The following is a 24,972-nucleotide window of genomic DNA, read 5'->3' on the forward strand; positions in this document are numbered from 1 at the left end:
CTTGTCGGGTAAGTTCCGACCTGCACGAATGGCGTAACGACAGCGGCGCTGTCTCCACCCGAGACTCAGTGAAATTGAAATCGCTGTGAAGATGCAGCGTTCCCGTGGCAAGACGGAAAGACCCCGTGAACCTTTACTATAGCTTTACACTGAACGTTGAGTTCGTCTGTGTAGGATAGGTGGGAGGCTATGAAACCATGGCGCTAGCTGTGGTGGAGCCAACCTTGAAATACCACCCTGTCGTGCTTGACGTTCTAACCTGGGCCCATTATCTGGGTCGGGGACCGTGTATGGTGGGTAGTTTGACTGGGGCGGTCTCCTCCTAAAGAGTAACGGAGGAGCTCGAAGGTACGCTCAGCGCGGTCGGACATCGCGCACTGTGTGCAAAGGCATAAGCGTGCTTGACTGCAAGATCGACGGATCAAGCAGGTAGGAAACTAGGACTTAGTGATCCGGTGGTTCTGTATGGAAGGGCCATCGCTCAACGGATAAAAGGTACTCCGGGGATAACAGGCTGATACCGCCCAAGAGTTCATATCGACGGCGGTGTTTGGCACCTCGATGTCGGCTCATCACATCCTGGGGCTGTAGTCGGTCCCAAGGGTATGGCTGTTCGCCATTTAAAGTGGTACGCGAGCTGGGTTCAGAACGTCGTGAGACAGTTCGGTCCCTATCTGCCATGGGCGTTGGAGATTTGAGAGGGGCTGCTCCTAGTACGAGAGGACCGGAGTGGACGAACCTCTGGTGTTCCGGTTGTCACGCCAGTGGCATTGCCGGGTAGCTATGTTCGGAAGCGATAACCGCTGAAAGCATCTAAGCGGGAAGCGCGCCTCAAGATGAGATCTCCCGGGGCACAAGCCCCCTGAAGGAACCATATAGACTATGTGGTTGATAGGTCAGGTGTGTAAGTACAGCAATGTATTGAGCTAACTGATACTAATGATCCGTGAGGCTTGACCATATAACCTCAAGTTGCCTTGGCCGACATGACATGTCGATAGATCCAAGTGCACGCTACGTCACAAGACCAAACGAGAGGCAGGCGCTCAGGCGCGTCTCTTTGTAAAGCCGGCACATCCGTGCCCGCTCCCTGCAAAGACACGACCTGCGGCGACACTCCAAAAGCCTCCCTGGTGAAATTAGCGCTGTGGAACCACCCGATCCCATCCCGAACTCGGAAGTGAAACGCAGCTGCGCCGATGGTAGTGTGGCTCAAGCCATGCGAGAGTAGGTCATCGCCAGGGTTTATACCCCGAAAACCCCGTTGCTCATGCAACGGGGTTTTCCTTTTTTTGCAGGCACCTGATTTCAGGCGCCGCATCCGGTAGCAGACGACCGTAGGTCGTGTGACACAGGGACAAATGCCGAGCTGGCGCAACGCGCCGCTCCAACCGTCTCCCTGGTGAAATTAGCGCTGTGGAACCACCCGATCCCATCCCGAACTCGGAAGTGAAACGCAGCTGCGCCGATGGTAGTGTGGCTCAAGCCATGCGAGAGTAGGTCATCGCCAGGGTTTATACCCAAAAACCCCGTTGCTCATGCAACGGGGTTTTTTCTTGTGCGCCGACTGACAGTCGGCGCCTACGCGCAACGGGGTTTTTTCTTGTGCGCCGAGCCGTTCGTTCCCGGCGGTTGATCGGGATGCAACCCTACCGGCGTCGACTGACATCGTGATTGAGACTTCCCGGATACAACCAATCACGGGCAGACGCCACCCTGTGGCCATGTCCAGTCCACGTCTCCTCATCGGCCGTCGCTCCCTCCAGGGGGCGTACTACATGCTCACCACCACGGTGGCTGACCGCCAACGCATCTTCATCGACGACGCCACCGTCGAATGCGTGGTCGAAGCCCTGCGCTGCTCCGATCGTGAAAAACGCTCGAAGACCCTCGCCTGGGTGGTCATGCCCGACCATATCCATTGGCTCATGCAACTGGGCAACGGCAACATCAGCCGCTGCATGCAGGCCTTCAAATCCCGCTCCTCTCGTGCCGTGAACCTGCACCGCGGCAGCCAGGGCTCCTTGTGGCAACGCGGCTTCTACGACCACTGCATCCGCTCGGACGAATCGCTGCTTGCACAGGCCAACCACCTCATCGAGAACCCGGTTCGTTCCGGACTCACCACGAAGGTAGGCGAATACCCTTACTGCTGGAGTCGCTGGCCATCAGCGACAGAATGACCAAAAAAAAGCGGCGCCCATCAGGGCGCCGCTTCTTCAACACCAGCGATGCAAACCAGGCTTACTTCGCCGCAGGCGCAGCCGGCTCGGTCTTGCCCTTCATCATCTCGTCGCGCGCCGCCTTGAACGGGTTGCCTTCATACCAGTTCGGCCAACGGCCGCCAACGGCCAGCTCCTTGCCCACGCCGTACAGCAGCTGCAGGTCTTCCACCGTGCCGTCCAGCTTCCAGGTGCTCGCGTCGTACTCATCCTTCGGGCCGTGGTAACGGTCGCGGCCATAGGCCTCGGCCGCCTTGCGCCCGGCATCCACGCCGCCGTCCAGCAGGTCTTCGCCGCCATCGGCATACAGCGCCGGCACGCCCGCCTTGGCGAAGTTGAAGTGGTCCGAACGGAAGTAGAAGCCGCTCTGCACCGAGCTCTCGCCGTGCAGCGCGCGCTTCTGCCCAGCGGCCAGCGGCTTGAGGATGTCCTCCAGCTCGGAACTGCCGAAACCGGTCACCGTCATGTCCTTGGCGCGGCCGGCCACCGACATCGCGTCGATGTTGATCACACCGGCGATCTTGTCCAGCGGGAAGGTCGGGTGGTTCACGTAGTACTTCGAGCCCAGCAGGCCCGACTCTTCCAGCGTCACCGCCAGGAACACCACCGAACGCTCCGGCGCCGGCTGCTGGTGCGCCATGGCATCGGCGATCTCCAGGATGCCGGCCACGCCGGTGGCGTTGTCGATGGCACCGTTGTAGATGTTGTCGCCCTGCTCACCCTCGTGCTTGCCCAGGTGGTCCCAGTGCGCCATGTACAGCACCGCCTCATCGGCCTGCTTGGCGCCCGGCAGCACACCGACCACATTGCGCGACTTCTTCTCGGCAATGGTGCTCTTCAGGTCCAGCGACAGCTTGGCCTTCAGCGGCACCGGTTTGAAGCCACGCTTGTTGGCATCCTTGTAGGCCTGGTCGAGGTCCAGCCCGGCATCGGCAAACAGCTGGCGCGCGGCGTCGGCGCTGAGCCAGCCCTGCGCCGGCAGGCGCGGTTCCGGATCGTCCTTGGCCGTCAGGTCGTACTGCGGGCCGGCCCAGGAATTCTTGACCACGTCCCAGCCGTACGACGCGCCGGCGGTGTCGTGCACGATCAACGCCGCTGCGGCACCCTTGCGGGCGGCTTCCTCGAACTTGTACGTCCAGCGCCCGTAGTAGGTCATGCGCTTGCCGTCGAACAGCTTGTCGTCGTTGGCATGGAAGCCCGGGTCGTTGACGAACATCACCACCGTCTTGCCCTTCCAGTCCTGCCCGGCGTAGTCGTTCCACTTCTGCTCCGGCGCGTCCACGCCGTAGCCGACGAAGACCAGGTCGCTGCCGTCGATCTTCACTTCCTTCTGGCCGCTGCGCGTGCCGATCACCATGTCGGTGCCGAACGTCAGATCGCGCTGCTTGCCCGCCTGGTCCAGCGTCAACACCGTGCTCTCGTCGGCGGTGGTTTCGGTCATCGCCACCTCCTGGAACCAGCTGTCGCCATTGCCCGGCTGCAGCCCGATGCGCTGCATCTGGTCGCGGATGTACTCAACCGTGCGGTCCTCGCCGGTGCTGCCCGGCGCGCGGCCTTCGAACTCGTCCGAGGACAGCGTCTTGACCAGCTCGCCGAAGTCGCCGGTGTTGATCTCCGGAGAGAAGGCGTGGCCGGCGGCGGCCGGGGCGGTATCAGCGACCGGCGCGGGTGCCGGTGCAGCGGTCTCGCCCTTGCACGCGGTCAGCGCGGCAGTGGCGGCCAGGCACAACAGAAGTTTGCGGGACATCATCGATTCCTGGAGATAAAGGGCCGGTGCGCGGGCACCGGGTGCAAGGGTATCAATCGTTCGGCGCCGCGTCGGTAGTGAACGGCACGGGTTCGGCGCCGGTGACCGCGCCGACATGGGCGCTGCGGTGCACGTACAGCGTAACCTCGCGGTCGAACTGCAGCGGACCCTTCACGGCCGCATTGGGGCCGATGATCACGCGCGGCTTGCGGCCCGGGCCCAACGACAGGCTGAAGTTGGGCTTGTTGACGTGGATCCCGCCTTCAACCACCGACCCGACGCCGACGGTAATGTCGCCGTTGACCGTCTCGATACCCTTGGACAGGCGCGTATCCACCAGCCCGATGCCACCGTTGACGGTCTCCACGCTGCCATCGATGCGGGTGCCACGGTCGGTGAAGATGCTGCCGTTGACGGTCTCAAGGTCGCCGTCGATCTCCACCTTCTGGCCGACCCGGATGCTGCCGTTGACCGTGGAGATGCCCCGGGTGCGTGCGCGGTCGCCGATCCTGATGCCGCCATTGACGGTCTGGATGTCGGCGGTCTCGGTGTCTTCGTCCACGGTGATGCCGCCGTTGACGGTTTCAAGATCGCCATAGGCCTGGCCCGCGGTGGCATGGATGCTGCCATTGACCTTGCTGATGCTCTCGTTGGCAAAGGCGGGCGCGAAGGGCAGCACCAGGGCCAACAGCAGCGGTAGCGGGAAACGTTTCATGCATGCCTCGTCCGGTATGCGGCTGGCAGGCCGCCTGCAGGAATGTCACCATGCAGCGCTGCAATCCGCATCTGCCTGAAGTCACTGGAACGCCCTTGCGCCCCAACGTCTTTTCCTCACGCCGGAGTAACAATCCGAACGCTGGGCACGGCCGTGGCCCGCGCTGGCCGGTGGCGCTGGCGATGCTGGTACTGCTGGCCGCACTGGCCGGTGCGGCGCCGCTGGGTGCACAGAACCCGAAGGAAGCCGAACGCAAGCTGCAGAAGCTGCGCACCGAGCTGAAAGGCGTGGCGCAGGAACGGCGCACCCTGGAAGGCCAGCGCGGCCAGGCCTCGCGGCAGCTGCGCGAGGCCGATGAAAAAGTGGCACGTACCGGCCGCGTGCTGGCCCAGACCGAAACGGCACTGCAGCGCGAAACCCGCGCCCTGCAGGAACTGCAGCAGCGCCGTACCGCACTGCAGAGCGGCCTGCAGCAGCAGCGCCAGGAGCTGGCGTCGCTGCTGCGCGCTGCGTATCGGATCGGCAACAACGCCCCCCTGAAGCTGCTGCTCTCGCAGGACCGGGTGGCCGATGCCAACCGCACGCTGGCCTATCACCGCTACCTGCAGCGCGAGCGCGCGCGACGCATTGGCGCGCTCACCGCCGACCTGACCGAGCTGCAATCGGTGGAGACGCAGATCGTCGAACGCCGCCAGGCCCTGGAAGGTACCCGCCAGCAGCAGAAGCAGCAGGCGGCGACGCTGGCCGATGACCGTCGCACCCGCGCGGCCGCCGTGGCCAGCCTGGACGAACGTTACAAGGACCGGAGCGAGCGCGAGAAGGCGCTGGGCCAGGACGCCAAGGCGCTGGAATCGTTGCTGGCCAACCTGCGTGCCGCCGCCGCGCGCGCCGACGCCGAGCGCCGTGCCGCCGCGCGCCGCGCCGCTGCCGAGAAGGCGGCTGCGGACAAGGCCGATCGGGCCGCCGCCGCCAGCGGCACGCGGCCGCCGCCGCGCCCGGGGAAAACACCGCCTGCGGTGGCCTCCGCACCTGCACCCAAGGTGGGTGGGCTGGGCTGGCCGCTCTCCGGCAACCTGCTGGCGCGTTATGGCGGCAAGCTGCCCGATGGCCGCACCAGCAGCGGTGTGCTGATCGGTGCCGGTGCCGGCAGCACCGTTACCGCAGTGGCCGACGGCACCGTGGTGTTCTCCGACTGGATGACCGGCTACGGCATGATCCTGATCGTGGACCACGGCAACGGCTACATGAGCCTCTACGCGCACAACGACACCCTGCTGCGTGACGCCGGTGCCACGGTGAAGAAGGGCGACGCCGTGGCCAAGGTCGGCAACTCGGGCGGGCAGGGCGTGACCGCGCTGTACTTCGAACTGCGCCGCAACGGGCAGCCGGTGGATCCGTCGTCGTGGTTGCAGCGGCGGTAGGTGTGCGTGCAGCCACCCTTGGGGTGGCGCTCCCGTTCAACAAGAATTTACCGTGCCTTCGCGCATAATCGGGCCACGCATCCCCGGTGCGTGTCGTCCCGTCCCCCGCTCACTCTGGAGTGCTTCATGCGCGTAGCCCGTTCCGCCACCCTGCTGCTGGCCCTGGTGCCGGCGCTGTCCTGGGCACAGCAGACCGCCCAGGTGCCGGAACGCGGAGGCGATGCGGCCGCCACTGAAGAAGCGGTGACCTCGCGTGTACCGCTGGAGGAAATCCGCCGCTATGTGGCCGTGTACAACGCGGTACGCGCGGCGTATGTGGAGCCGGTGGACGACAAGAAGCTGATGCAGTCGGCCATTCGCGGACTGCTGCTGGACCTGGATCCGCACAGCACCTATTTCGACAAGGAAGACGCCGAGGCCTTCGACGAGCAGGCCGAGGGTGCCTATGAAGGCATCGGCGTGGAGCTGCAGCAGCAGCCGGACAACAGCAGCCTGAAGGTCATCTCGCCGATCGACGACACCCCGGCGGCCAAGGCAGGCATTCTTGCCGGCGATCTGATCATCGCCATCGACGGCAAGCCGATCAGCGCCATCGAGGCGACCGAGCCCCTGCGCGGCAAGGCGGGCAGCAAGGTCGTGCTGACCATCGTGCGCGAGGGCAAGGCCAAGCCGTTCGATGTGTCGATCACCCGCGAAACCATCCGGGTCACCAGCGTGCGCAGCCGCATGCTGGAGCCTGGCTACGGCTACATCCGCCTGAGCACCTTCCAGGCCGACACCGGTGCGGATTTCCAGAAGCACGTGGCGCAGTTGCAGCAGCAGGCCGGTGGCAAGCTCAAGGGGCTGGTGCTGGACCTGCGCAGCAACCCCGGCGGGCTGCTCACTGCAGCGGTCCAGGTCGCCGACGACCTGCTCGACAAGGGCAACATCGTCAGCACCCGTGGCCGCATCGCCATCAGCGATGCGCGTTTCGATGCCACCCCGGGCGACCTGCTCAAGGGTGCGCCCGTGGTGGTGCTGGCCGACGCCGGCTCGGCCAGTGCGTCGGAAGTGCTGGCCGGCGCGCTGCGCGACAACGGGCGCGCCCGCGTGGTGGGCAGCCGTACGTTCGGCAAAGGCTCGGTGCAGACCGTGCTGCCGCTGGACAACGGTGATTCGGTCAAGCTGACCACCGCGCGTTACTTCACCCCCAGCGGCAAATCGATCCAGGCCACCGGCATCGTGCCTGACGTGGAACTGCAGCCGGAAAAGAAGGCCGGGGAGGAAGACGATCTGCCGGCAAGCCTGTCCGACTACAGCGAAGCGACCTTGCCCGGCCACCTGCGCGGTGACGAAGAGGGCGGCGAGGGCTACCAGGCTGGCGATGTACTGCCCGGCGACGGCCCGATCAACGACGCCCTGGCCGAACTGAAGCAGCCCGGCTCGGTGGCCGCAAAACAGAAGGCCGACGCGGCAAAGAAGCCGGCGCCGAAGGCAGCGGCAAAGCCGGAAGCAAAGCCGCTGGACACGCCGACCAAGCCCTGATCGGTAGTGCCGGCCGCTGGCCGGCTCTGCATGCATCCCACCGTACGAGGAGCCGGCCAGCGGCCGGCACTACGGTGTCGGCTTAGAACCCGTGCCGCTTGCGCAACCGCCGCGCGATCGCCGCGCGCACATACACCCCGTACGCCAGCCCGAACGCGAAACCGGCGATATGCGCCCACCAGGCCACCATGCCGAAGGTTGGGCCGATATAGGCGAATACCACCTGCAGCCCCGCCCATACGCCAATCAGCAGGTAGGCCGGTGCCCGCACGAACTCCAGGAACAGGCCCAGCGGAATCACCACGCCCAGCCGTGCCCCGGGGAACAGCGCCAGGTAGGCGCCAATCAGTGCCGACACCGCGCCGCTGGCGCCGATGATGATCTGGTCCGGGCTGCCCATCGTGTAGATCGCGGTCAGGTTGGCGATCGCCCCGCCGACCAGGAACAGCAGCATCAGCCGCCACGGGCCCAGCACCCGCTCCGCCGGCAGGCCAAAGATCAGCAGGAACACCAGGTTGCCCAGCAGGTGCGACCAGTCCGCGTGCAGGAACAGCGCGGTGAACAGCCGCAGCACGCTGCCGTCCTCGAAGGTGGCCCACCAGTCCAGCGGCCGGGTCAGCCCGGTCGACAGCGCGCCCCAATCCAGCCACAGGCTGCGCCGCGCATCGCCCGGCCGTGAGATCGACCACAGGAACGCGGCCCACAGCGTGGCGAACAGCAGGGGCGTGGCCCAGCGGACGGCGGACTTCTTGCGGGAGGGGAGCGAGACGAACATGGATGGGCGCTAGCCTAGCGCGGCAGCGCTCCTGAAGGGCGCGCGACGGGTTCAGCCTGAATAGCCTGAAGGGCGATGACCGTTATTGTTTCATTAACCGGTCTCGGTATACTCGCATACGGCGTCGTATGTCGGGAGGGGAATCCGGCGCGTTGTTTTCGGCCTTTCGGGGCGGGGAATGGCGCAGGCGCGCGTTGCCAAACATCACACGCATTTCCGGAGAGAACAAACGATGCATACCGCTTCCACCCTCGCCCGCGTCACCGCCCTGGCCGTCGGCATCGCCGGTGTCCTGGCCGTTGGCCACGTCAACGCCGCCGCCTTCCAGCTGAAGGAAAACAGCGCCAAGGGCCTCGGCCGTGCCTTCGCCGGTTCGGGCAGTGCCCAGGGCGACGCCTCGATCATCGCCGTCAACCCGGCCGGCATGCGCCAGCTGGAAGGCATGCAGATCCAGGGCGACCTGAGCGCCATCAGCTTCAAGGCCGAATACGAAGGCACCGGCCGCAAGCCGACCGGCCAGCCGCAGACCGGCGGTGACGGCGGCGACGCCGGCATGATTGCCCCGGTTCCGGCCGCTTACTTCCACATGCCGATCGGCGAACAGGCCCACTTCGGCGTGTCGCTGACCGCGCCGTTCGGCTTCAAGACCGACTACGACAACGGCTGGGTGGGTCGCTACAGCGGCCTGAAGACCGACCTGAAGGCCATCGACCTCGGCTTCGCCGCGTCGTACGACGTCAACCCGTACGTGTCCTTCGGCGCGTCGGTGTTCGTTGAGCACCTGACCATCGAACTGAGCAACAACATCGACTTCGGCACCGCGCTGGCCCAGTCCCGCGTGCCGGGCTTCGCCCCGGGCAGCGCCGATGGCAAGCTGACCGTTGAAGGTGACAACAACGCCGTGGGCTGGACCGTCGGCGGTCTGTTCAGCCCCGATGAGAACACCCACATCGGCTTCAGCTACCGTTCCAAGGTCGAGCACAAGGTCACCGGCGGCGACGCCACCTTCGACGTGCCGGCCAACGCCGCTGCCGTGCTGGCCGTTGCCCAGCCGGGCCGTTTCGTGAGCACCTCGGGCAAGGCCACCCTGACCCTGCCGGCGTCGGCCACCATGAGCGTGACCCACAACGTCAACGACCGCTGGACCGTGATGGGTGACGTCACCCGTACCGCGTGGTCGACCGCGTTCGACCAGGTCACCATCGACTACGCGTCGGCGCAGCCGGACTCGGTGCTGGAATTCGGCTACCGCGATACCACCTTCGTGTCGCTGGGTACCGACTTCAAGCTGAGCGACACTGTCACCCTGCGTGGCGGCGTGGCGTATGACCAGACCCCGACCACCGACGCCCACCGCGACGTCCGCGTGCCGGACACCAGCCGCAAGTGGCTGTCGCTGGGCGTGGGCTGGACCCCGTCGGCGAACATGGAATACAACTTCGGTTATACCCACCTGTTCACCAGCGACCCGAACCTGAACGTTGCGGGCACCACCAACAACCAGGGCAACTCGCTGACCGGCAAGTACAAGGTCCGCGGCGACGTGCTGGCTGCCTCGTTCAACTACAAGTTCTGATCCACGGCGTTCGCGCCGCGTAGTACCGGAAGGCCCCGCGAAAGCGGGGCCTTCTGCGTTTTGGGAACCGAATGGGGACAACCGACGGGGGGCATCGATGGGGGAATCGATGGGGAGGCCGATGTCCGCTCTACCCAGTCGATTGCCTCAACACTCGGGCGCACGCCCTGCCGCATACAACAACCCCTGCCGCAGGTGCGTCTGGAAATCCCGGTTGCGGTACACCGCCTTGTCATGCCCCAGGCCGGTGTACCAGCTGCGCCCGCCATCGTAGGCATGGCACCACGCAATGGGATGGTCGCTTCCCATCGTGCCGCCCTGGTACAGACGCTCGTCCACGGTGGCGGTTACCTGCACCTTGGGGCGCGGGTTGCTGCGGTAGTTGTACAGCTCGTCGCGCACCGGCCACGCGTTGCCATTCGGCTTGCCGCCGCGCTCCGGCTGCACGCGGCTGAACTGCAGGTCTTCCGGGTGGTTCTTGAAATACGCGCCGACCAGTTGCCCATACCACGGCCAGTCGTACTCGGTATCCGCCGCCGAATGCACGCCCATGAAACCGCCCCCGGCACGGATGAAGGTTTCCATCGCCTGCTGCTGCGCGGCATCGAGCACATCGCCGGTGGTGTTGGCGAACACCACCACGCGGTAACGCGCCAGGTTGGCGTCGTTGAAATCGGCCGGGTTCTCGCTCTGGTCCACCACCATCCGCTCGCGTTCGGCCAGCAGGCGCAGCGTGCTCACGGCCGTGGGAATGGAGTCGTGGCGGAACTTGGCCGTGCGGGTGAAGACCAGCACGTGCTCGTTGGCCACCGCCATGGCCGCAGGGACGGAAGACAGGAACATCGCCAGCAGCAACGGCAGGAGAGTGGGGCGCATGGTCGGATCATGCCACAGCCACGTACAATCCCGTTCCCGCGCGCCCGGCCTGCTCTGCATGCGGCGCAGGAGTCGTTCCACGATCCATGACAAGGAAACCACATGTCGCCCGTTCTGCTCCGCTCCACGCTGGCCTTGGGCCTCTCCGCGCTGGCCGCACCGGCCTTCGCCGCCGACTTCGCCACCTGCTTCACCCTCACCCCGGGCGTGTCCTGGTCCAATGGCGATGAAACGCTGACCATCGAGAAGGCCACCTTCGCCGGCCAGGACGCCATCAAGGTGCACAGCGCCGGGGGCGGCGTGGGCACGGCAAGCTACTACGACACCAGCGGCCGCCAGTTGCTGGGCGAGGACCGTTACGGCATTTCCGCCTGGGGCGGTGATGCCTCCCAACCGGTGATGACCGACACCTTCAAGCCGGCCCCGACCTTCCCGCAGAGCGCCAAGCCGGGCGAGCGCTTCCAGCTCAGCGGCAAGGGCGAACGTACGCACCATGTGGAAGAAACCGTCACCGCGATCGAGTACGACGGCTTCTCCGACTACACCTTCGTCGGCTTCGAAGATGTGGAGGCCGAGGTGGGCTACCAGCCGCGCACCTTCAAGGACACCTGCCACCTCACCGCCACGTTCGAGGACAGCCGCATCGAGGCGTGGTACGCCGCCGGCTTTGGCCGCATCAGGTTCGAGCGCTACACGGGCAACGACCTGTTGATGCGCGACGAGATTCAGACCATCGAGTAATGCCCGCCGCTGGCCGGCAGCGTCCGGTTAACAAAAAACCCCGCTTTCGCGGGGTTTTTCGTTATCGCAACGGGTGTGCGATCAATCGCCCAGTGTCAGCAGCGACGCGTTGCCGCCGGCCGCCGTGGTGTTCACGGTGACGGTCTTCTCGGTGGCGAAACGCAGCAGGTAGTGCGGGCCGCCGGCCTTCGGACCGGTGCCGGACAGGCCCTGGCCGCCGAACGGCTGCACGCCCACCACTGCACCGATCTGGTTGCGGTTGACGTACACGTTGCCCACGTTGACCCGCGAGGAAATGCGGTCCACGGTTTCATCGATCCGCGAATGCACGCCCAGGGTGAGGCCGTAGCCGGTGGCGTTGATCTGGTCGATCACCGCATCGAGCTGGTCGCCCTTCCAACGGATCACATGCAGCACCGGCCCGAAGATTTCCTTGTGCAGCTGGTCAAGGTTCTTCAATTCGTACGCGCGCGGCGCGAAGAAGGTGCCATGTGCCGCGGCTTCGCTGAGCTCGGCAGCGGCAATCAGGCGCGCTTCCTTCTCCATGCGCAGCGCGTGTTCCTGCAGGATCTGCAGCGCATCGGCATCGATCACCGGGCCCACGTCGGTGGACAGCAGGCCCGGGTCGCCGATCTTCAGTTCGGCCATTGCACCGGCCAGCATCGTCATCACCTTGTCGGCGATGTCGTCCTGCACGAACAGCACGCGCGCGGCCGAGCAGCGCTGGCCGGCCGAGGTGAAGGCCGAACCGATGGCGTCCTTGACCAGCTGTTCCGGCAGCGCCGACGAGTCGGCGATGAAGGCGTTCTGGCCGCCGGTTTCGGCGATCAGCACGCCGATCGCAGCGTCACGCGCGGCCATCGCGCGGTTGATCGCACGCGCGGTGTCGGTCGAACCGGTGAAGGCCACGCCGGCCACGCGCGGGTCGGCGGTCAGCGCCGCACCGACGGTGGCACCGTCGCCGGGCAGGAACTGCACCACGCCTTCGGGAACGCCGGCGTCCAGCAGCAGCTTCACGGCGTAGTAGCCGATCAGGTTGGTCTGTTCGGCCGGCTTGGCGATCACGCTGTTGCCGGCGGCCAGCGCGGCGCTGACCTGGCCCAGGAAGATCGCCAGCGGGAAGTTCCACGGGCTGATGCAGACGAACACACCACGGCCATGCAGCTGCAGTTCGTTGGACTCACCGGTGGGGCTGGGCAGCTTTTCGGCGTGGCCGAACTGCTCGCGCGCCTGCTTGGCGTAGTAGCGCAGGAAGTCCACCGCTTCGCGTACTTCGGCGATCGCGTCGGGCAGGCTCTTGCCGGCTTCCTTCACGCACAGCGCCATGAACTCGGCCAGGCGGGCTTCCAGCTGGTCGGCGGCGTGTTCCAGGATGGCGGCGCGGCTGGCGGCCGGCGTGCGGTTCCACTGCGGCTGCGCGGCCACGGCGTTGGCCAGCGCCTTTTCCACGGTGGCGCTGTCGGCCGGCTGCCACTGGCCCACCACCTGGCGGGTGTCGGACGGGTTGACCACGTTCAGCAGCGCGCCGGTCGGCTGCGCGCCCGGCACCAGCGGGGTGGCCTGCCAAGGCTTGACGGCGGCGTTGAGCTGCTCGGCCAGGGCGCGCAGATCGTTGTCGTTGGCGAGATTGACGCCCATGGAGTTCTTCCTGTCGTGGTTCTGGCTGCGCAGCAGGTCAACCGGCAGCGGGATTTTCGGATGCGGGATCGAGTCGAACGACGCCACGGCTTCAACCGGATCGCGGATCAGGTCGTCGATGGCCACGGCGTCGTCGGTGATGCGGTTGACGAAGCTGGAGTTGGCGCCGTTCTCAAGCAGGCGGCGCACCAGGTACGGCAGCAGGTCTTCATGCGAACCCACCGGCGCGTACACCCGGCACGGCACGTTGAGGCGATTGGCGGGCACCACTTCGGCGTACAGGTCATCGCCCATGCCGTGCAGCTTCTGGTGCTCGTACTGGCCGCCCTTGGCGATGGCCTGCACCGCCGCGATGGTGTGCGCGTTGTGCGTGGCGAACATCGGGTAGATCGCATCGGCATGCGTGAACAGACGCTTGGCGCAGGCCAGGTAGGACACGTCGGTGTTCTGCTTGCGGGTGAACACGGGATAGGCCGGCAGACCGTCGATCTGCGCGCGCTTGATCTCCGCATCCCAGTAAGCGCCCTTGACCAGGCGCACCTGCAGGCGGCGGCCGATGCGACGGGCCAGGTCGGCCAGATAGTCGATCGTGTAGGGCGTGCGCTTCTGGTACGCCTGCACCACCACGCCGAAGCCTTCCCAGCCGGCCAGCGAGGCATCGCTCACCACCGCCTCGATGATGTCCAGCGACAGTTCCAGGCGGTCGGTTTCCTCGGCGTCCACGGTGCAGCCGATGCCGTAGGACTTGGCCAGCTGTGCCAGTTCCAGCACGCCCGGCACCAGGTCGGCCATTACGCGTGCGCGCTTGGCATGTTCGTAACGCGGGTACAGCGCCGACAGCTTGATCGAGATGCCCGGGGCCGAATTGACGTCGCCGTCCGGACGGCCGCCGCGGGCCTTGTGGTCGCCGCCGATCGAGTGGATCGCGCGACGGTAGTCTTCCAGGTAACGCTTGGCGTCCTTCATCGTCAGCGCGCCTTCGCCGAGCATGTCGAACGAATAGCGATAGCTGGCGTTGTCGCCCTTGTGCGAGCGCGACAGCGCTTCGTCGATGGTGCGGCCCATGACGAACTGATGGCCCATGATCTTCATCGCCTGGCGTACGGCGAGGCGGATCACCGGCTCACCCACGCGGCCCATCAGGCGCGCGAACGCGCCCGGTACGTCGGCACGGGTGCCGTCGTTGATCTGCACGATGCGGCCGGTGAGCATCAGGCCCCAGGTGGAGGCGTTGACCAGGACCGAGTCGCTGCCGCCCAGGTGCTTCTTCCAGTCGGCATCGCCCAGCTTGTCGCGGATCAGCTTGTCGGCGGTGTCCTGGTCCGGAATGCGCAGCAGCGCCTCGGCCACGCACATCAGCAGCACGCCTTCCTCGCTGCCCAGGTCGTACTGGCGCATGAAGGCTTCAATCGCGCCCTGGTCCTGGGCGCGCACGCGCACGCGCGCCACCAGGTCGGCCGCAGTGGCCTGCACCTGCGCCTGCTCGTCGGCGGGCAGCCGCGCCTGCGCCAGCAGCTCGCGCACGTGGCTGGCCTCGTCCTTCATCCAGGCATCGGTGATGGCCTGGCGGAACGCATTGGGAACGGCCGGCAGCTCGGGGGACAGCAGCGGCGGGCGGGACGCGCCGGACGAAGCCGGGGCGGGGGGAAGGGCAGAAGGTGCGGTCATGCCGGTCGGCTCGTGGAAAACTTGACCATTTTAATCGTTTTTTCGCTCGATCGAGCAATCCGATCCAGCTGCCTGATGACGTTCATAGCCTTTCATACAGGGGGATTCGGGCGGTTTCGGCCAGCCCGTGTTTATTGTGCTGATTTCGTCAAATCGGCCGCCGATCCTCATGCTGTATTGCACCATTTCCGAAACTGTGAATGGACCCTTGCGGCTCGCGCGACAGCAGGGCTACCATCGAGACGTTTCCCGCGGCAGGAAAACGCGGTTGCGACATGATCGAGGTGCTGACAGCTCCGGACGGATCAGGGACGCAACTGCGGCTGCGTCCCCCACGGGCGCTCGATGCCCGGCAGTTCGTCCTGTTGTTTGCTGTGTTGACGGGGGCGATGTGGCTGGTGGCTGGCTTCGGCTGGGTCGCCGGCAACGTATTCGCCCCCCTGTTCGCGCTGCTGTACAGCCTGTTGCTGGCGGCGGCACTGCGTGTGTTGTGGCGTAGTGGAGAACGGCAGGAAGAAATCCGGGTAGTGCCGGCGTGCGTGGAGGTTATCCCCGCACCCGGTCAATCGCCGGTGTTCAGCGCCCACCCGCATTGGGTGAGGCTGATCACCGACGACGAGAGGGTCCGGCTTGCGTCCAGCGGTAGGCAGGTGGAAGTGGGGAGTTTCCTCGCACCGGCCGAACGCCAGGCACTGGCAGAGACACTAGAAGGCTTGCTCGCGGCCAGCGATGGCTGCAACCGACGACGCTAAGGGTCTAGGCAATGAAGCAACGCAGAAAGTGGGGCACGAGGTTCGCGAAGGCAGTGGGGTGTGGGGCAGCGCTGACGGCGCCGGCACTGGCGTGGGCCCAACAGGCCGACCCCAAGCCGTGGCAGCTGAACATGGGCAAGGGGGTGACCCAGAGCTCGCGGTTGGCCTGGGAATCCAACATGTTCTCGCTGTGGGTGTGTACGGTCATCGGCGTGCTGGTGTTCGGCGCGATGTTCTATGCCATCTTCAAGTTCCGCAAATCCAAGGGCGCGGTCGCCGCCCAGTTCAGCCACAACACCAAAGCCGAGATCATCTGGACGGTCATTCCCGTGCTGATCCTGGTGGTGATGGCGTGGCCGGCCACCGCGAACCTGATCAAGTTCTACGACACCCGCGATGCCGAAATGACCGTCAAGGTCACCGGCTACCAGTGGATGTGGAAGTACGAATACCTGGGGGAGGACATCACCTTCACCAGCCGCCTGGACCGTGAGTCCGACCGCGTCCGCCAGAGCGGCAAGGTGCCGGACCGGGAGACCCATCCGCACTACCTGCTGGATGTGGACAACCGCCTGGTGCTGCCGGTGGATACCAAGGTCCGTTTCGTCATCACCTCCGACGACGTGATCCACGCGTGGTGGGTGCCGGCCCTGGGCTGGAAACAGGACGCCATTCCGGGGTTCATCAACGAGGCCTGGACCAACATCGAACAGGTCGGCGTGTACCGCGGCCAGTGCGCTGAACTGTGCGGCAAGGACCACGGGTTCATGCCGATCGTGGTGGAAGCGGTGTCCAAGGAGGACTTCCAGAAATGGTTGGCCGAACGGCGGCCCAAGGCGGCGCCCGATCCGGCACCGGCACCGGCCGCGCCGGAAGCCACGCCGGCCCCTGCGCCGGCACCGGTCGAACCTGCAGCAGCCCCGGCAGCCGACAACGCCTGACATCGAGCCGCGCGCACCGGTCGGTGCGCGCGGGTACCAGCGGAACCAATGAGGTGTAGTTGCGATGGCGCATACCGCAGTTGACCACGACGGGCATCACGGGCATCAGCAGACGTTCTTCGAGCGTTGGTTCTTCTCGACCAACCACAAGGACATCGGCACGCTCTACCTGCTCTTCAGCTTCATCATGTTCATCATCGGCGCGGCGATGAGTGTGATCATCCGTGCCGAGCTGATGCAGCCCGGCCTGCAGTTCGTCAAGCCGGAAACGTTCAACCAGCTCACCACCGTGCACGCGCTGGTGATGATCTTCGGTGGCGTCATGCCGGCCTTCGTCGGCCTGGCCAACTGGATGATTCCGCTGCAGATCGGCGCGCCGGACATGGCCCTGCCGCGCATGAACAACTGGTCGTTCTGGCTGCTGCCGGTGGCCTTCAGCCTGCTGCTGATGACCTTCCTGCTGCCCGGTGGCGCGCCTGCCGGCGGTTGGACGCTGTACCCGCCGCTGTCGCTGCAGGGCGGCTACAACGTGGCGTTCACCGTGTTCGCCATCCACGTGGCAGGCATCAGCTCAATCATGGGCGCGATCAACATCATCGCCACCGTGCTCAACATGCGCGCGCCGGGCATCGACCTGCTCAAGATGCCGATCTTCTGCTGGTCCTGGCTGATCACCGCGTTCCTGCTCATCGCGGTGATGCCGGTACTGGCCGGTGCGGTGACCATGCTGCTGACCGACAAGTTCTTCGGCACCAGCTTCTTCAACGCGGCCGGTGGCGGCGACCCGGTGATGTTCCAGCACATCTTCTGGTTCTTCGGTCACCCCGAGGTCTACATCATGATCCTGCCGGCGTTCGGCGTGGTCAGCGAGATCATCCCCACCTTCAGCCGCAAGCCGCTGTTCGGCTACCAGGCCATGGTCTACGCGGTCGCGGCGATCGCCTTCCTGTCGTTCATCGTCTGGGCCCACCACATGTTCACCGTGGGCATGCCGCTGGGTGGCGAGATCTACTTCATGTTCGCCACCATGCTCATCTCCATCCCCACCGGGGTGAAGGTGTTCAACTGGGTGAGCACCATGTGGCGCGGCTCGCTCAGCTTCGAAGCGCCCATGCTGTGGGCGGTGGCCTTCGTCATCCTGTTCACCATCGGCGGTTTCTCCGGTCTGATGCTGGCCATCGTGGTGGCCGACTTCCAGTACCACGACACCTACTTCGTGGTGGCGCACTTCCACTACGTCCTGGTGACCGGCGCGGTGTTCGCGCTGATCGGGGCGGTGTACTACTGGTGGCCGAAGTGGACCGGGCGCATGTACAACGAGACCTGGGCCAAGGTGCATTTCTGGTGGACGATCGTGTTCGTCAACCTGCTGTTCTTCCCGCAGCACTTCCTGGGCCTGGCCGGCATGCCGCGCCGCATTCCGGATTACAGCGTGGCGTTCGCCGACTGGAACCTGATCAGCTCGATTGGCGCGTTCGGCATGTTCGCCACCCCGTTCATGATGGCGGTGATCCTGATCGCGTCGCTGCGCAACGGCGAAAAGGCTGCCGACCGTTCCTGGGAAGGTGCACGCGGACTGGAGTGGACGATTCCCTCGCCGGCGCCGGCGCACACCTTCACCGTGCCGCCGGTGATCCGCCCGGGTGACCTGGCCCACGACGACATCACCCATTGAGGTTGCCCATGCGCACGCCCGAGCACGACATCGATGACCTGGCCCAGCGCCGCCGCCGCGCGCACCGCACGGCCTGGGTGGTCGGCGGCGTGGCGCTGCTGGTGTACGTGGGCTTCATCCTGAGCGGGGTGATCGGGCGATGAACGACCCACGCCCCGCCGCGCCCGCGCGTCATGCGGGACTGCCCCGGCTGATCGGGGTGGCGGTGGCGGTGTTCGTGCTGACGTTCTCGCTGGTGCCGCTGTACCGCATTGCCTGCGAGAAGGTGTTCGGCGTGCGTCTGGAGCGCGGCCCCGGTGCGGCGGCGGTGTCCAGCCATGCCGGCAAGCGCACCGTGCGCGTGCAGTTCGACGGCGGGGTGAATTCCAAACTGCCGTGGTCCTTCCATCCCGAACAGCTGACCATGGACGTGGTGCCCGGCGAGCTCAACGAGGCGCTGTACTACGCCCGCAATGACAGCGACCGCACACTGGTGGGCAGCGCGGTGCCGTCGGTGGCACCGGCCAAGGCCTCGGGGTACTTCAGCAAGACCGAGTGCTTCTGCTTCACCGCGCAGACCCTGCTGGCGGGCGAGAAGCGCGACATGCCGGTGCGCTTCATCGTTGACCCGGATCTGCCGGCCAACGTCACCACCATCACGCTCTCCTACACCTTCTATAAAAACGATGCGCTGTCCGCGCAGCTGGCAGCGGCGACCCCGCCGGCCACTGCACGGTCCGCACCCTGATACGCACCTGGATACCGACCATGGCCCTGCAAAGCCCCGATGCCAACGTGTACTTCGTGCCCACCCACAGCAAGTGGCCCTTCATCGGCTCCATTGCGATGATGGTGACCATGGTGGGCGTGGCCAGCTGGCTCAATGACGCCGGCTGGGGCAAGTGGACCTTCTACGTGGGCCTGGCAATGCTGGTGCTGACCCTGTTCTGGTGGTTCAGCGACGTGGTGCGCGAATCGCAGGCCGGGCACTACAACCACCAGGTGGATGGCTCGTTCCGGATGGGGATGGTGTGGTTCATCTTCTCCGAGGTGATGTTCTTCGGCGCGTTCTTCGGCGCGTTGTTCTACACCCGCAACCTGGGCCTGGCATGGCTGGGCGGCGAGGGCGACGGGGTGATGACCAACGAACTGCTGTGGGATGGCTATTCCGCGGCGTGGCCGACCAACGGACCGGGCGCGATCGGTGGTCACTTCCAGACCATTCCGGCGTGGGGCCTGCCGCTGATCAACACCCTGATCCTGCTGACCTCCGGCGTTACCCTCACCATCGCCCACCATGCGCTCAAGGCCGGCCACCGCCGCCAGCTGCTGGTGTGGCTCGGCATCACCGTGGCGCTTGGCGTGTTCTTCCTCACCCTGCAGGCCGAGGAATACATCCACGCCTACAAGGAACTCAACCTCACGCTGGGCTCGGGCATCTACGGGTCCACGTTCTTCATGCTCACCGGTTTCCATGGGGCGCATGTGCTGCTGGGCACCATCATGCTGGCCGTGATGTGGCTGCGTTCGGCCAAGGGGCATTTCACCCGCGACAACCACTTCGGCTTTGAAGCGGCCGCGTGGTACTGGCACTTCGTCGACGTGGTGTGGTTGATGCTGTTCCTGTTCGTCTACGTGCTGTAGCGTCGGGCCGACACCGTGCCGTGCCCGACCGGGTGCGGCCTCAGCCGCCGATGCCGTGCGGCTTGATCCACCCGCTGTAGATGCCGAGGGCCACCAGCGCGATCAGTGCCACCGACACCACGATGCGGCGGGTGAGCGCATTGACCGTGCGCTTGGTCTGGCCGCGATCGACCAGCAGGTAATACAGGCCCGCGCCCAGATTCCAGACGATGACGATCAGAAACGCGATTACCAGCAGGGTCTTCAACGAATCATTCATGCGCAGCTCGATGGCAGGGCGGGTTCGCCTATATCACCGCGTTTTGCCGGCGTTGTCATGATGCGCAAGCACACGCGCCTGATCGGCTGGGTGGCGGCGCTGGGCGTGATCGTCGGCTTCTGCCAGCTCGGCCTCTGGCAACTGCAGCGCATGCACGACAAACAGGCGCTGCTGGACCAGCAGCTGCCGGCGCGTGCCCAGACCCTCACCCTGGCCAAGGCCCAGGCTGCCCCCGCGCAGCTGCGCTGGGTGGACGACCACGGCCGCTTCCTGCGCGGCGTGGTGCTGCTGGACAACCAGACCCGCGGCGGCCGGGCCGGCATCAAGGTCTACCAGCCGTTCCGCAGTGCGGCGGGTGCACTGGTGCTGGTCGACCTGGGGTGGCTGCCGATGCCGGCTGACCGCCAGCTGCCGCCGATCGTGCCGCGGGAGGGCGACGCCCGCGTTGCCGGCCTGCTCGCACCGCCGCCGGCCACCGGGCTGGCACTGGGCCCGGCGTTGACGCCGACCGCGCAACCGGGCGTGTGGCTGGCCAATCGCATGCCGCCCGCCGAGGTGGCCGCCGCGCTCACCCTGTCGCCGGGCAGCCTGCGTACCCCGGTGCTGCGGCTGGACCCCGCGCTACCCGGCGGCTACGCGCGCGACCTGGACCTGCTGCCCAACACCCTGCCGCCCAGCCGCCATCTGGGCTATGCCGTGCAGTGGTTCGGCCTGGCACTGACGGTGCTGATCGTCGCCCTGGTGCTCGAATGGCGCCGCCGTATCCCCCGTAAAACGGCACGCCCAACCCAACCATGAGAAAATTCCACGCATGAATGCCATCACCCCGGAACAGCTCAAGGCCCGCAACCGCGGCCGCTGGATGCTGGTCGCGCTGTTCGGCCTGTTCTTCGGGGCCATGGCGCTGGCCGGTGTGCTGCGCTTCTCCGGCTGGCAGCCCGCCGCCCACCGCAACACCGGGCAACTGCTGCAGCCCCCTGTGGATGCGCGCGCGCTGCCGCCCACCCTGGCCAACGGCCAGCCGTACCCGTGGAACCCCGAATCGCACGTGTGGCGCATCCTGGTGGCACCCGCGCCAGGCTGTGCGGCCGAGTGCGTCACTTTGTCGCAGGGATTGGCGAAGGTGTGGCAGCTGTTCGGCCATAGGGCCGATAATGTCGAGATCCTGTGGCTGGGTACGCCGCCGGCCGAGGTCCAGGGCCTTCCCGCCCTGCGCGTGCTGGCGCCCCAGCCGACCCTGCGTGCCGCCTTGCCCACCGTGGATGACGCCGCCGGCACGCCTGTGTATGTGATCGACCCCAATGGTTTCGTGATCATGCGGTATGCGCCGGGATTCGAATTGGCCGGTCTGCGCAAGGACCTGGCCACGCTGTTGAAACTGAAGTGAGTTCCGTTTGATGAACCCCACCGCGCGCCCGGCGCTGCATCGCAATTTCCACCGTCTGGCGTGGTTTGCCCTGATCATGACGGCCAGCACGATCATGTTCGGTTCGTTCGTGCGTCTGTCCGATGCCGGCCTGAGCTGCCCGGACTGGCCCACCTGCTATGGCCGCGTGACCTGGCCGCAGCATGCGCAGGAGGTGATCGGCCACGAAGCGGCCAAGATCCGCCCGCTGGAAACGCACAAGGCGTGGCGCGAACAGGTGCACCGTTTCCTGGCCGGCGCGCTCGGCATCGAGATCCTCACCCTGGCATTGCTGGCCACCCGCCGCCGTCGCTGGGGCAGTACCGCCGTGGTCACCGCCTGCGTACTGGTGGCCACCGGCATACCGCTGTACATGATGGGCATGCACGTGTCCGCCAGCATCCTGGCGATCACCGGTGAAGCCATCCTGCTGATCGCCGCGCTGCGCTGGAACAACATCGACCTCGCCCGCGCGGCGCTGCTCACGCTGGCGGTGGTGATCTTCCAGGCGCTGCTGGGCATGTGGACGGTGACCCTGCTGCTCAAACCCATCGTGGTGATGGGCCATCTGCTCGGCGGCATGCTGATGTTTGGTTTGCTGGTGTGGATGGCGTGGCGTGCCACGCACATGCCGATCACGCTGGTGGAAGCGCCGAAGCTGACGTGGCTGCTGCGTATCGGCGTGGCGGTGCTGGTGATGCAGATCGCACTGGGCGGCTGGGTCAGTGCCAACTACGCGGCCTTGGCCTGTGGCGGCGGCAGCGCTTCGCTGGACAACTTCCCGCGTTGCGTGAGCCAGTGGTGGCCGCCGCACGACTTCAAGGAAGGCTTCACGCTGTGGCGGGGCATCGGCGTGGATTACGAAGGCGGCGTGCTGGATGGCGCGTCGCGCATTGCGATCCAGATGGCGCACCGCATGTTTGCCGTGGTGGTGGCCGTGTACCTGCTGTGGCTGTCGGTGCGGTTGTTCCGGCTGCCGAGCATGCGCGGCTGGGCCAGCGCACTCGGTCTGCTGGTGGTGCTGCAGATCACCCTGGGCATCCTCAACGTGAAGCTGGCGGTGCCGCTGGAAGTGGCCGTGGCGCACAGCGGTGGCGCGGTCGCGCTGCTGTTCGTGCTGGTCACGCTGATGGCGCGCCTGCGCTCACCTTCCGACGTGGTGGATGAAACAGCTGGAGCGACACCATGAGCGTTCGGCAGTATTGGGATCTGACCAAGCCGAAGGTCGTGGCGTTGATCGTGTTCACCGCGCTGGTGGGCATGTTCCTGGCCGTTCCCGCGTTGCCCACCGCCGAGCAGGCCATCCGCGGTGCGCTCGGCTTCCTCGGCATCTGGCTGGCGGCCTCGGCCGCGGCCGCCATCAACCAGCTGCTGGACGCGCAGATCGACGCGCAGATGGCGCGCACCTCATGGCGACCGCTGGTGGTGGGCAAAGTGAAGCCGTGGCAGGTGCTGGTGTTTGCCGGCGCGCTGATCGTGCTGTCGATGACCATCCTGGTGCTGTGGGTCAACGTCATCACCGCCGTGCTCACCTTCGCCTCGCTGATCGGCTATGCGGTGATCTACACCGTCTACCTCAAGCGCGCGACCTCGCAGAACATCGTCATCGGCGGCCTGGCCGGCGCCACCCCGCCCCTGCTTGGCTGGGCGGCCATCACCGGCATGCAGGGTCCGTGGGACTGGGCGTACGCGTCGCTGCTGGTGCTGATCATCTTCATCTGGACCCCGCCGCATTTCTGGGCGCTGGCGATCTTCCGCCGCGAGGACTACGCCAAGGCCAAGATCCCGATGCTGCCGGTGACGCATGGCGTGGTGTACACCCGCAAGTCGATCCTGGTGTATTCCATCGTCCTGGCCATCGTCAGCATCCTGCCGGTGGTGGTGGGCATGAGCGGGCTGTTCTATCTGGGTGGCGCGGTGGTGCTCAACGCCGTGTTCCTCTGGTACGCCTGGCGCATGCTCAATCCGCCGGACGAGCTGTTCTCGATGAAGATGTTCGGCTATTCCATCGTCTACCTGATGGCGCTGTTCGCGTTCCTGATGGTGGACCACTGGATGTTGCCCTGGTTGTAGGGCGTACCCACCAACGGTGGGTACCTGCCTGGGCCGGCACCCTCCCAGGGCCCAACGTCACTGCCGCCGCATCACGGCGAAGTGCTGTCTGCGTCCAGCAATCGGGCCACGGTGAACCGTGGCAGGAATACCCACACGTCGTAACTGCGATCAGGTGCGGTTGACGGCCTGGGTTGCGGGCCGTCGTAGGTGACCAACGGCAGCGGGCCGCAACCACGATCTCCCTGGCAGCCCCAGAACGCGCCGCCACGTGCCTCGATGCGGACGTTGTACAGCGGCAGGTCGCCGAGCAACCACGTCAAGGTGGGAGGGCTCCGCTGCTCGCGCGAACCATGGTTGTTGCCGGCCAGCACCAGCAGGCGGCCTGATGCAGGCAACTGCGCATGACGCTCGCGCACGACGCTGGCCATCGCCGCATCCCGCGAGCCACTGACGACCTCCTCTGCCGGCGGAATCCGATCAACGCCGAACACCTGCACATCGCGGCCCTGCGCACGCAGCACTCGAATGGCCTCGATCAGGTCCAGCATGTCCTGGCTGCGGCGCCCATCATTCACATGGCTCTGGACGCGCCAGTAGTCGCCATCGCGCACGGCAAGCCGCGCGGCGGCGTCGCCGTTGGATGCCAGATAGGTGGAAAGCGCTGCATTTTCAGTCTCGGGCAGTTCGATCCCAAGCTGCACCGGCAGGCCATCGGCCGCATAGGTTTCCATCAGCGCCTGCACCAGAAGCGGTGTCTCGCGCGTGCCGTGCAGTTCGCCCAGTACGATCAGCCGGTGGTCGCCGGCGTGGGCCACGATCCGCGCCGCGATCTCTTCCTGGCCTTCGGGTGGCGCTGCGCTCGCACTTGCGCAGGCCAACGCCGCTGCCAGCGCCATCGCCATCGCCCATCTCCATCGTTTCATGCCATCGCTCCGTGATTGGTCAGGAAAGCAATGGTGCCTGCGGTGACAAACTCAAGGCCTCGAAGCGAGGAGTGAGGAGTGAGGTGCGCGATGTCCAAGTGCCGGGCGTGCCTTGGTAGGGTCGCTTCCCAAACGACTGCACTCAGACACCACCAGTCCGGTAAGGCAAGACCTTTGCCGACGTTGGGCATTGTAAGCGCCGTTACGTTTGTGATCGCGCTTACCGTCCGCCAATCATCGATACCGGCGGGGCGCTTCTCCGCATCCTGCGACCGCGCCGCTTTGCATCCATGCGCAGTGTCATTTGGGAGACGACCTGCCGGCACTCCCCTCACATGGATGGCGCTTGAGGCAAGGTCTCTTGTAAGAAACCCCCGCGTCGAGGGGTGGGGAACCGATTGCACGACCTACAACGATACACAGCGCTCACTTTCAT

At 65.8% G+C, this 24,972-nt stretch carries 22 protein-coding genes and 3 rRNA genes (1 of these 25 only partly in view); 18 read left to right on the forward strand and 7 right to left on the reverse strand.

Going from position 1 to position 24,972, the window contains the following annotated elements; translation table 11 throughout:
• From AC3ITN_RS01995 to AC3ITN_RS02010, 4 genes are all read left to right on the forward strand, one after another.
• Window positions 1-961, forward strand: a 23S ribosomal RNA gene (locus AC3ITN_RS01995) (it extends 1,918 nt beyond the left edge of the window).
• A gap of 168 nt (window positions 962-1,129) precedes the next feature.
• Window positions 1,130-1,244, forward strand: a 5S ribosomal RNA gene (gene rrf / locus AC3ITN_RS02000).
• A gap of 154 nt (window positions 1,245-1,398) precedes the next feature.
• Window positions 1,399-1,513 (forward strand): 5S ribosomal RNA (gene rrf / locus AC3ITN_RS02005).
• A 211-nt stretch (window positions 1,514-1,724) separates the two neighbouring features.
• Window positions 1,725-2,183 (forward strand): REP-associated tyrosine transposase, encoded by a 459-nt coding sequence (locus AC3ITN_RS02010; RefSeq protein ID WP_489391896.1) that lies wholly within the window; start codon window positions 1,725-1,727, stop codon window positions 2,181-2,183.
• Window positions 2,184-2,244: 61 nt separating this feature from the next.
• Here the strand turns inward: AC3ITN_RS02010 and AC3ITN_RS02015 are convergent, their stop codons facing one another.
• Entirely contained in the window at window positions 2,245-3,969 is a 1,725-nt protein-coding gene (locus tag AC3ITN_RS02015; protein WP_489391897.1) for a M28 family metallopeptidase, read from the reverse strand.
• 52 nt (window positions 3,970-4,021) lie between these two features.
• Window positions 4,022-4,684 carry a DUF4097 family beta strand repeat-containing protein gene (locus AC3ITN_RS02020; protein WP_313347723.1) on the reverse strand — a complete coding sequence of 221 codons (663 nt, stop codon included), beginning with the start codon at window positions 4,682-4,684 and terminating at the stop codon, window positions 4,022-4,024.
• Between the two features lie 182 nt (window positions 4,685-4,866).
• Between AC3ITN_RS02020 and AC3ITN_RS02025 the strand changes: the two genes are divergently transcribed.
• Together AC3ITN_RS02025 and AC3ITN_RS02030 are read left to right on the forward strand one after the other, a co-directional pair.
• Window positions 4,867-6,105 carry a murein hydrolase activator EnvC family protein gene (locus AC3ITN_RS02025; RefSeq protein WP_313347724.1) on the forward strand — a complete coding sequence of 413 codons (1,239 nt, stop codon included), beginning with the start codon at window positions 4,867-4,869 and terminating at the stop codon, window positions 6,103-6,105.
• 126 nt (window positions 6,106-6,231) lie between these two features.
• Entirely contained in the window at window positions 6,232-7,629 is a 1,398-nt protein-coding gene (locus tag AC3ITN_RS02030) for a S41 family peptidase (protein WP_489391898.1), read from the forward strand.
• A gap of 82 nt (window positions 7,630-7,711) precedes the next feature.
• Here AC3ITN_RS02030 and AC3ITN_RS02035 read toward each other — a convergent pair whose 3' ends face one another.
• Window positions 7,712-8,404, reverse strand: a complete 693-nt coding sequence (locus AC3ITN_RS02035) for a rhomboid family intramembrane serine protease (RefSeq protein WP_313347726.1) — start codon at window positions 8,402-8,404, stop codon at window positions 7,712-7,714.
• A gap of 232 nt (window positions 8,405-8,636) precedes the next feature.
• Here AC3ITN_RS02035 and AC3ITN_RS02040 point away from each other — a divergent pair, with 232 nt between their 5' ends.
• A complete protein-coding gene (locus AC3ITN_RS02040; protein ID WP_489391899.1) occupies window positions 8,637-9,980 on the forward strand; it encodes an outer membrane protein transport protein in 1,344 nt (447 codons plus the stop codon).
• 147 nt (window positions 9,981-10,127) lie between these two features.
• Here the strand turns inward: AC3ITN_RS02040 and AC3ITN_RS02045 are convergent, their stop codons facing one another.
• A complete protein-coding gene (locus tag AC3ITN_RS02045; protein ID WP_489391900.1) occupies window positions 10,128-10,856 on the reverse strand; it encodes a ThuA domain-containing protein in 729 nt (242 codons plus the stop codon).
• Between the two features lie 102 nt (window positions 10,857-10,958).
• Here AC3ITN_RS02045 and AC3ITN_RS02050 point away from each other — a divergent pair, with 102 nt between their 5' ends.
• Window positions 10,959-11,597, forward strand: a complete 639-nt coding sequence (locus tag AC3ITN_RS02050; protein ID WP_489391901.1) for a hypothetical protein — start codon at window positions 10,959-10,961, stop codon at window positions 11,595-11,597.
• Between the two features lie 81 nt (window positions 11,598-11,678).
• Here the strand turns inward: AC3ITN_RS02050 and putA are convergent, their stop codons facing one another.
• Window positions 11,679-14,903: a bifunctional proline dehydrogenase/L-glutamate gamma-semialdehyde dehydrogenase PutA gene (gene putA, locus AC3ITN_RS02055; RefSeq protein ID WP_489391902.1), complete on the reverse strand. Its 3,225-nt coding sequence runs from the start codon at window positions 14,901-14,903 to the stop codon at window positions 11,679-11,681.
• A gap of 275 nt (window positions 14,904-15,178) precedes the next feature.
• On the opposite strand from putA, the gene AC3ITN_RS02060 reads away from it, so the two are divergent.
• The 6 genes from AC3ITN_RS02060 (at window position 15,179) to AC3ITN_RS02085 (ending at window position 19,894) form a co-directional block, all read left to right on the forward strand.
• Window positions 15,179-15,655 carry a DUF2244 domain-containing protein gene (locus tag AC3ITN_RS02060; protein WP_313347731.1) on the forward strand — a complete coding sequence of 159 codons (477 nt, stop codon included), beginning with the start codon at window positions 15,179-15,181 and terminating at the stop codon, window positions 15,653-15,655.
• Between the two features lie 11 nt (window positions 15,656-15,666).
• A complete protein-coding gene (gene coxB / locus AC3ITN_RS02065; protein ID WP_313347732.1) occupies window positions 15,667-16,596 on the forward strand; it encodes a cytochrome c oxidase subunit II in 930 nt (309 codons plus the stop codon).
• A gap of 64 nt (window positions 16,597-16,660) precedes the next feature.
• Window positions 16,661-18,271, forward strand: a complete 1,611-nt coding sequence (gene ctaD / locus AC3ITN_RS02070; protein ID WP_313347733.1) for a cytochrome c oxidase subunit I — start codon at window positions 16,661-16,663, stop codon at window positions 18,269-18,271.
• Window positions 18,272-18,279: 8 nt separating this feature from the next.
• Entirely contained in the window at window positions 18,280-18,414 is a 135-nt protein-coding gene (locus tag AC3ITN_RS02075) for a hypothetical protein (RefSeq protein WP_489391903.1), read from the forward strand.
• Window positions 18,411-18,998 carry a cytochrome c oxidase assembly protein gene (locus AC3ITN_RS02080; RefSeq protein ID WP_489391904.1) on the forward strand — a complete coding sequence of 196 codons (588 nt, stop codon included), beginning with the start codon at window positions 18,411-18,413 and terminating at the stop codon, window positions 18,996-18,998. The genes AC3ITN_RS02075 and AC3ITN_RS02080 overlap by 4 nt, the downstream gene beginning before the upstream one ends.
• A 20-nt stretch (window positions 18,999-19,018) precedes the next feature.
• Entirely contained in the window at window positions 19,019-19,894 is an 876-nt protein-coding gene (locus AC3ITN_RS02085) for a cytochrome c oxidase subunit 3 (RefSeq protein WP_313347736.1), read from the forward strand.
• A 40-nt stretch (window positions 19,895-19,934) separates the two neighbouring features.
• On the opposite strand, the gene AC3ITN_RS02090 is transcribed toward AC3ITN_RS02085, so the two are convergent.
• Complete coding sequence (locus AC3ITN_RS02090) at window positions 19,935-20,153, reverse strand: twin transmembrane helix small protein (protein WP_313347737.1); 219 nt, start codon at window positions 20,151-20,153, stop codon at window positions 19,935-19,937.
• A gap of 57 nt (window positions 20,154-20,210) precedes the next feature.
• Here AC3ITN_RS02090 and AC3ITN_RS02095 point away from each other — a divergent pair, with 57 nt between their 5' ends.
• The 4 genes from AC3ITN_RS02095 to cyoE are packed head-to-tail and all read left to right on the forward strand — an operon-like array spanning window position 20,211 to window position 23,631.
• Window positions 20,211-20,951 carry an SURF1 family protein gene (locus AC3ITN_RS02095; protein ID WP_489391905.1) on the forward strand — a complete coding sequence of 247 codons (741 nt, stop codon included), beginning with the start codon at window positions 20,211-20,213 and terminating at the stop codon, window positions 20,949-20,951.
• 13 nt (window positions 20,952-20,964) lie between these two features.
• The gene (locus AC3ITN_RS02100; protein WP_489391906.1) at window positions 20,965-21,540 is read left to right on the forward strand and encodes a hypothetical protein; all 576 of its coding nucleotides are present in this window, start codon (window positions 20,965-20,967) and stop codon (window positions 21,538-21,540) included.
• A gap of 10 nt (window positions 21,541-21,550) precedes the next feature.
• Entirely contained in the window at window positions 21,551-22,747 is a 1,197-nt protein-coding gene (locus AC3ITN_RS02105) for a COX15/CtaA family protein (protein WP_489391907.1), read from the forward strand.
• The gene (gene cyoE / locus AC3ITN_RS02110) at window positions 22,744-23,631 is read left to right on the forward strand and encodes a heme o synthase (RefSeq protein ID WP_489391908.1); all 888 of its coding nucleotides are present in this window, start codon (window positions 22,744-22,746) and stop codon (window positions 23,629-23,631) included. Before AC3ITN_RS02105 ends, cyoE begins: the two co-directional genes overlap by 4 nt.
• Window positions 23,632-23,702: 71 nt before the next feature.
• Here the strand turns inward: cyoE and AC3ITN_RS02115 are convergent, their stop codons facing one another.
• The gene (locus AC3ITN_RS02115) at window positions 23,703-24,536 is read right to left on the reverse strand and encodes a calcium-binding protein (RefSeq protein WP_489391909.1); all 834 of its coding nucleotides are present in this window, start codon (window positions 24,534-24,536) and stop codon (window positions 23,703-23,705) included.
• Between the last annotated feature and the right edge of the window lie 436 nt (window positions 24,537-24,972).

This window comes from Stenotrophomonas sp. KH_036_B, assembly GCF_057839485.1.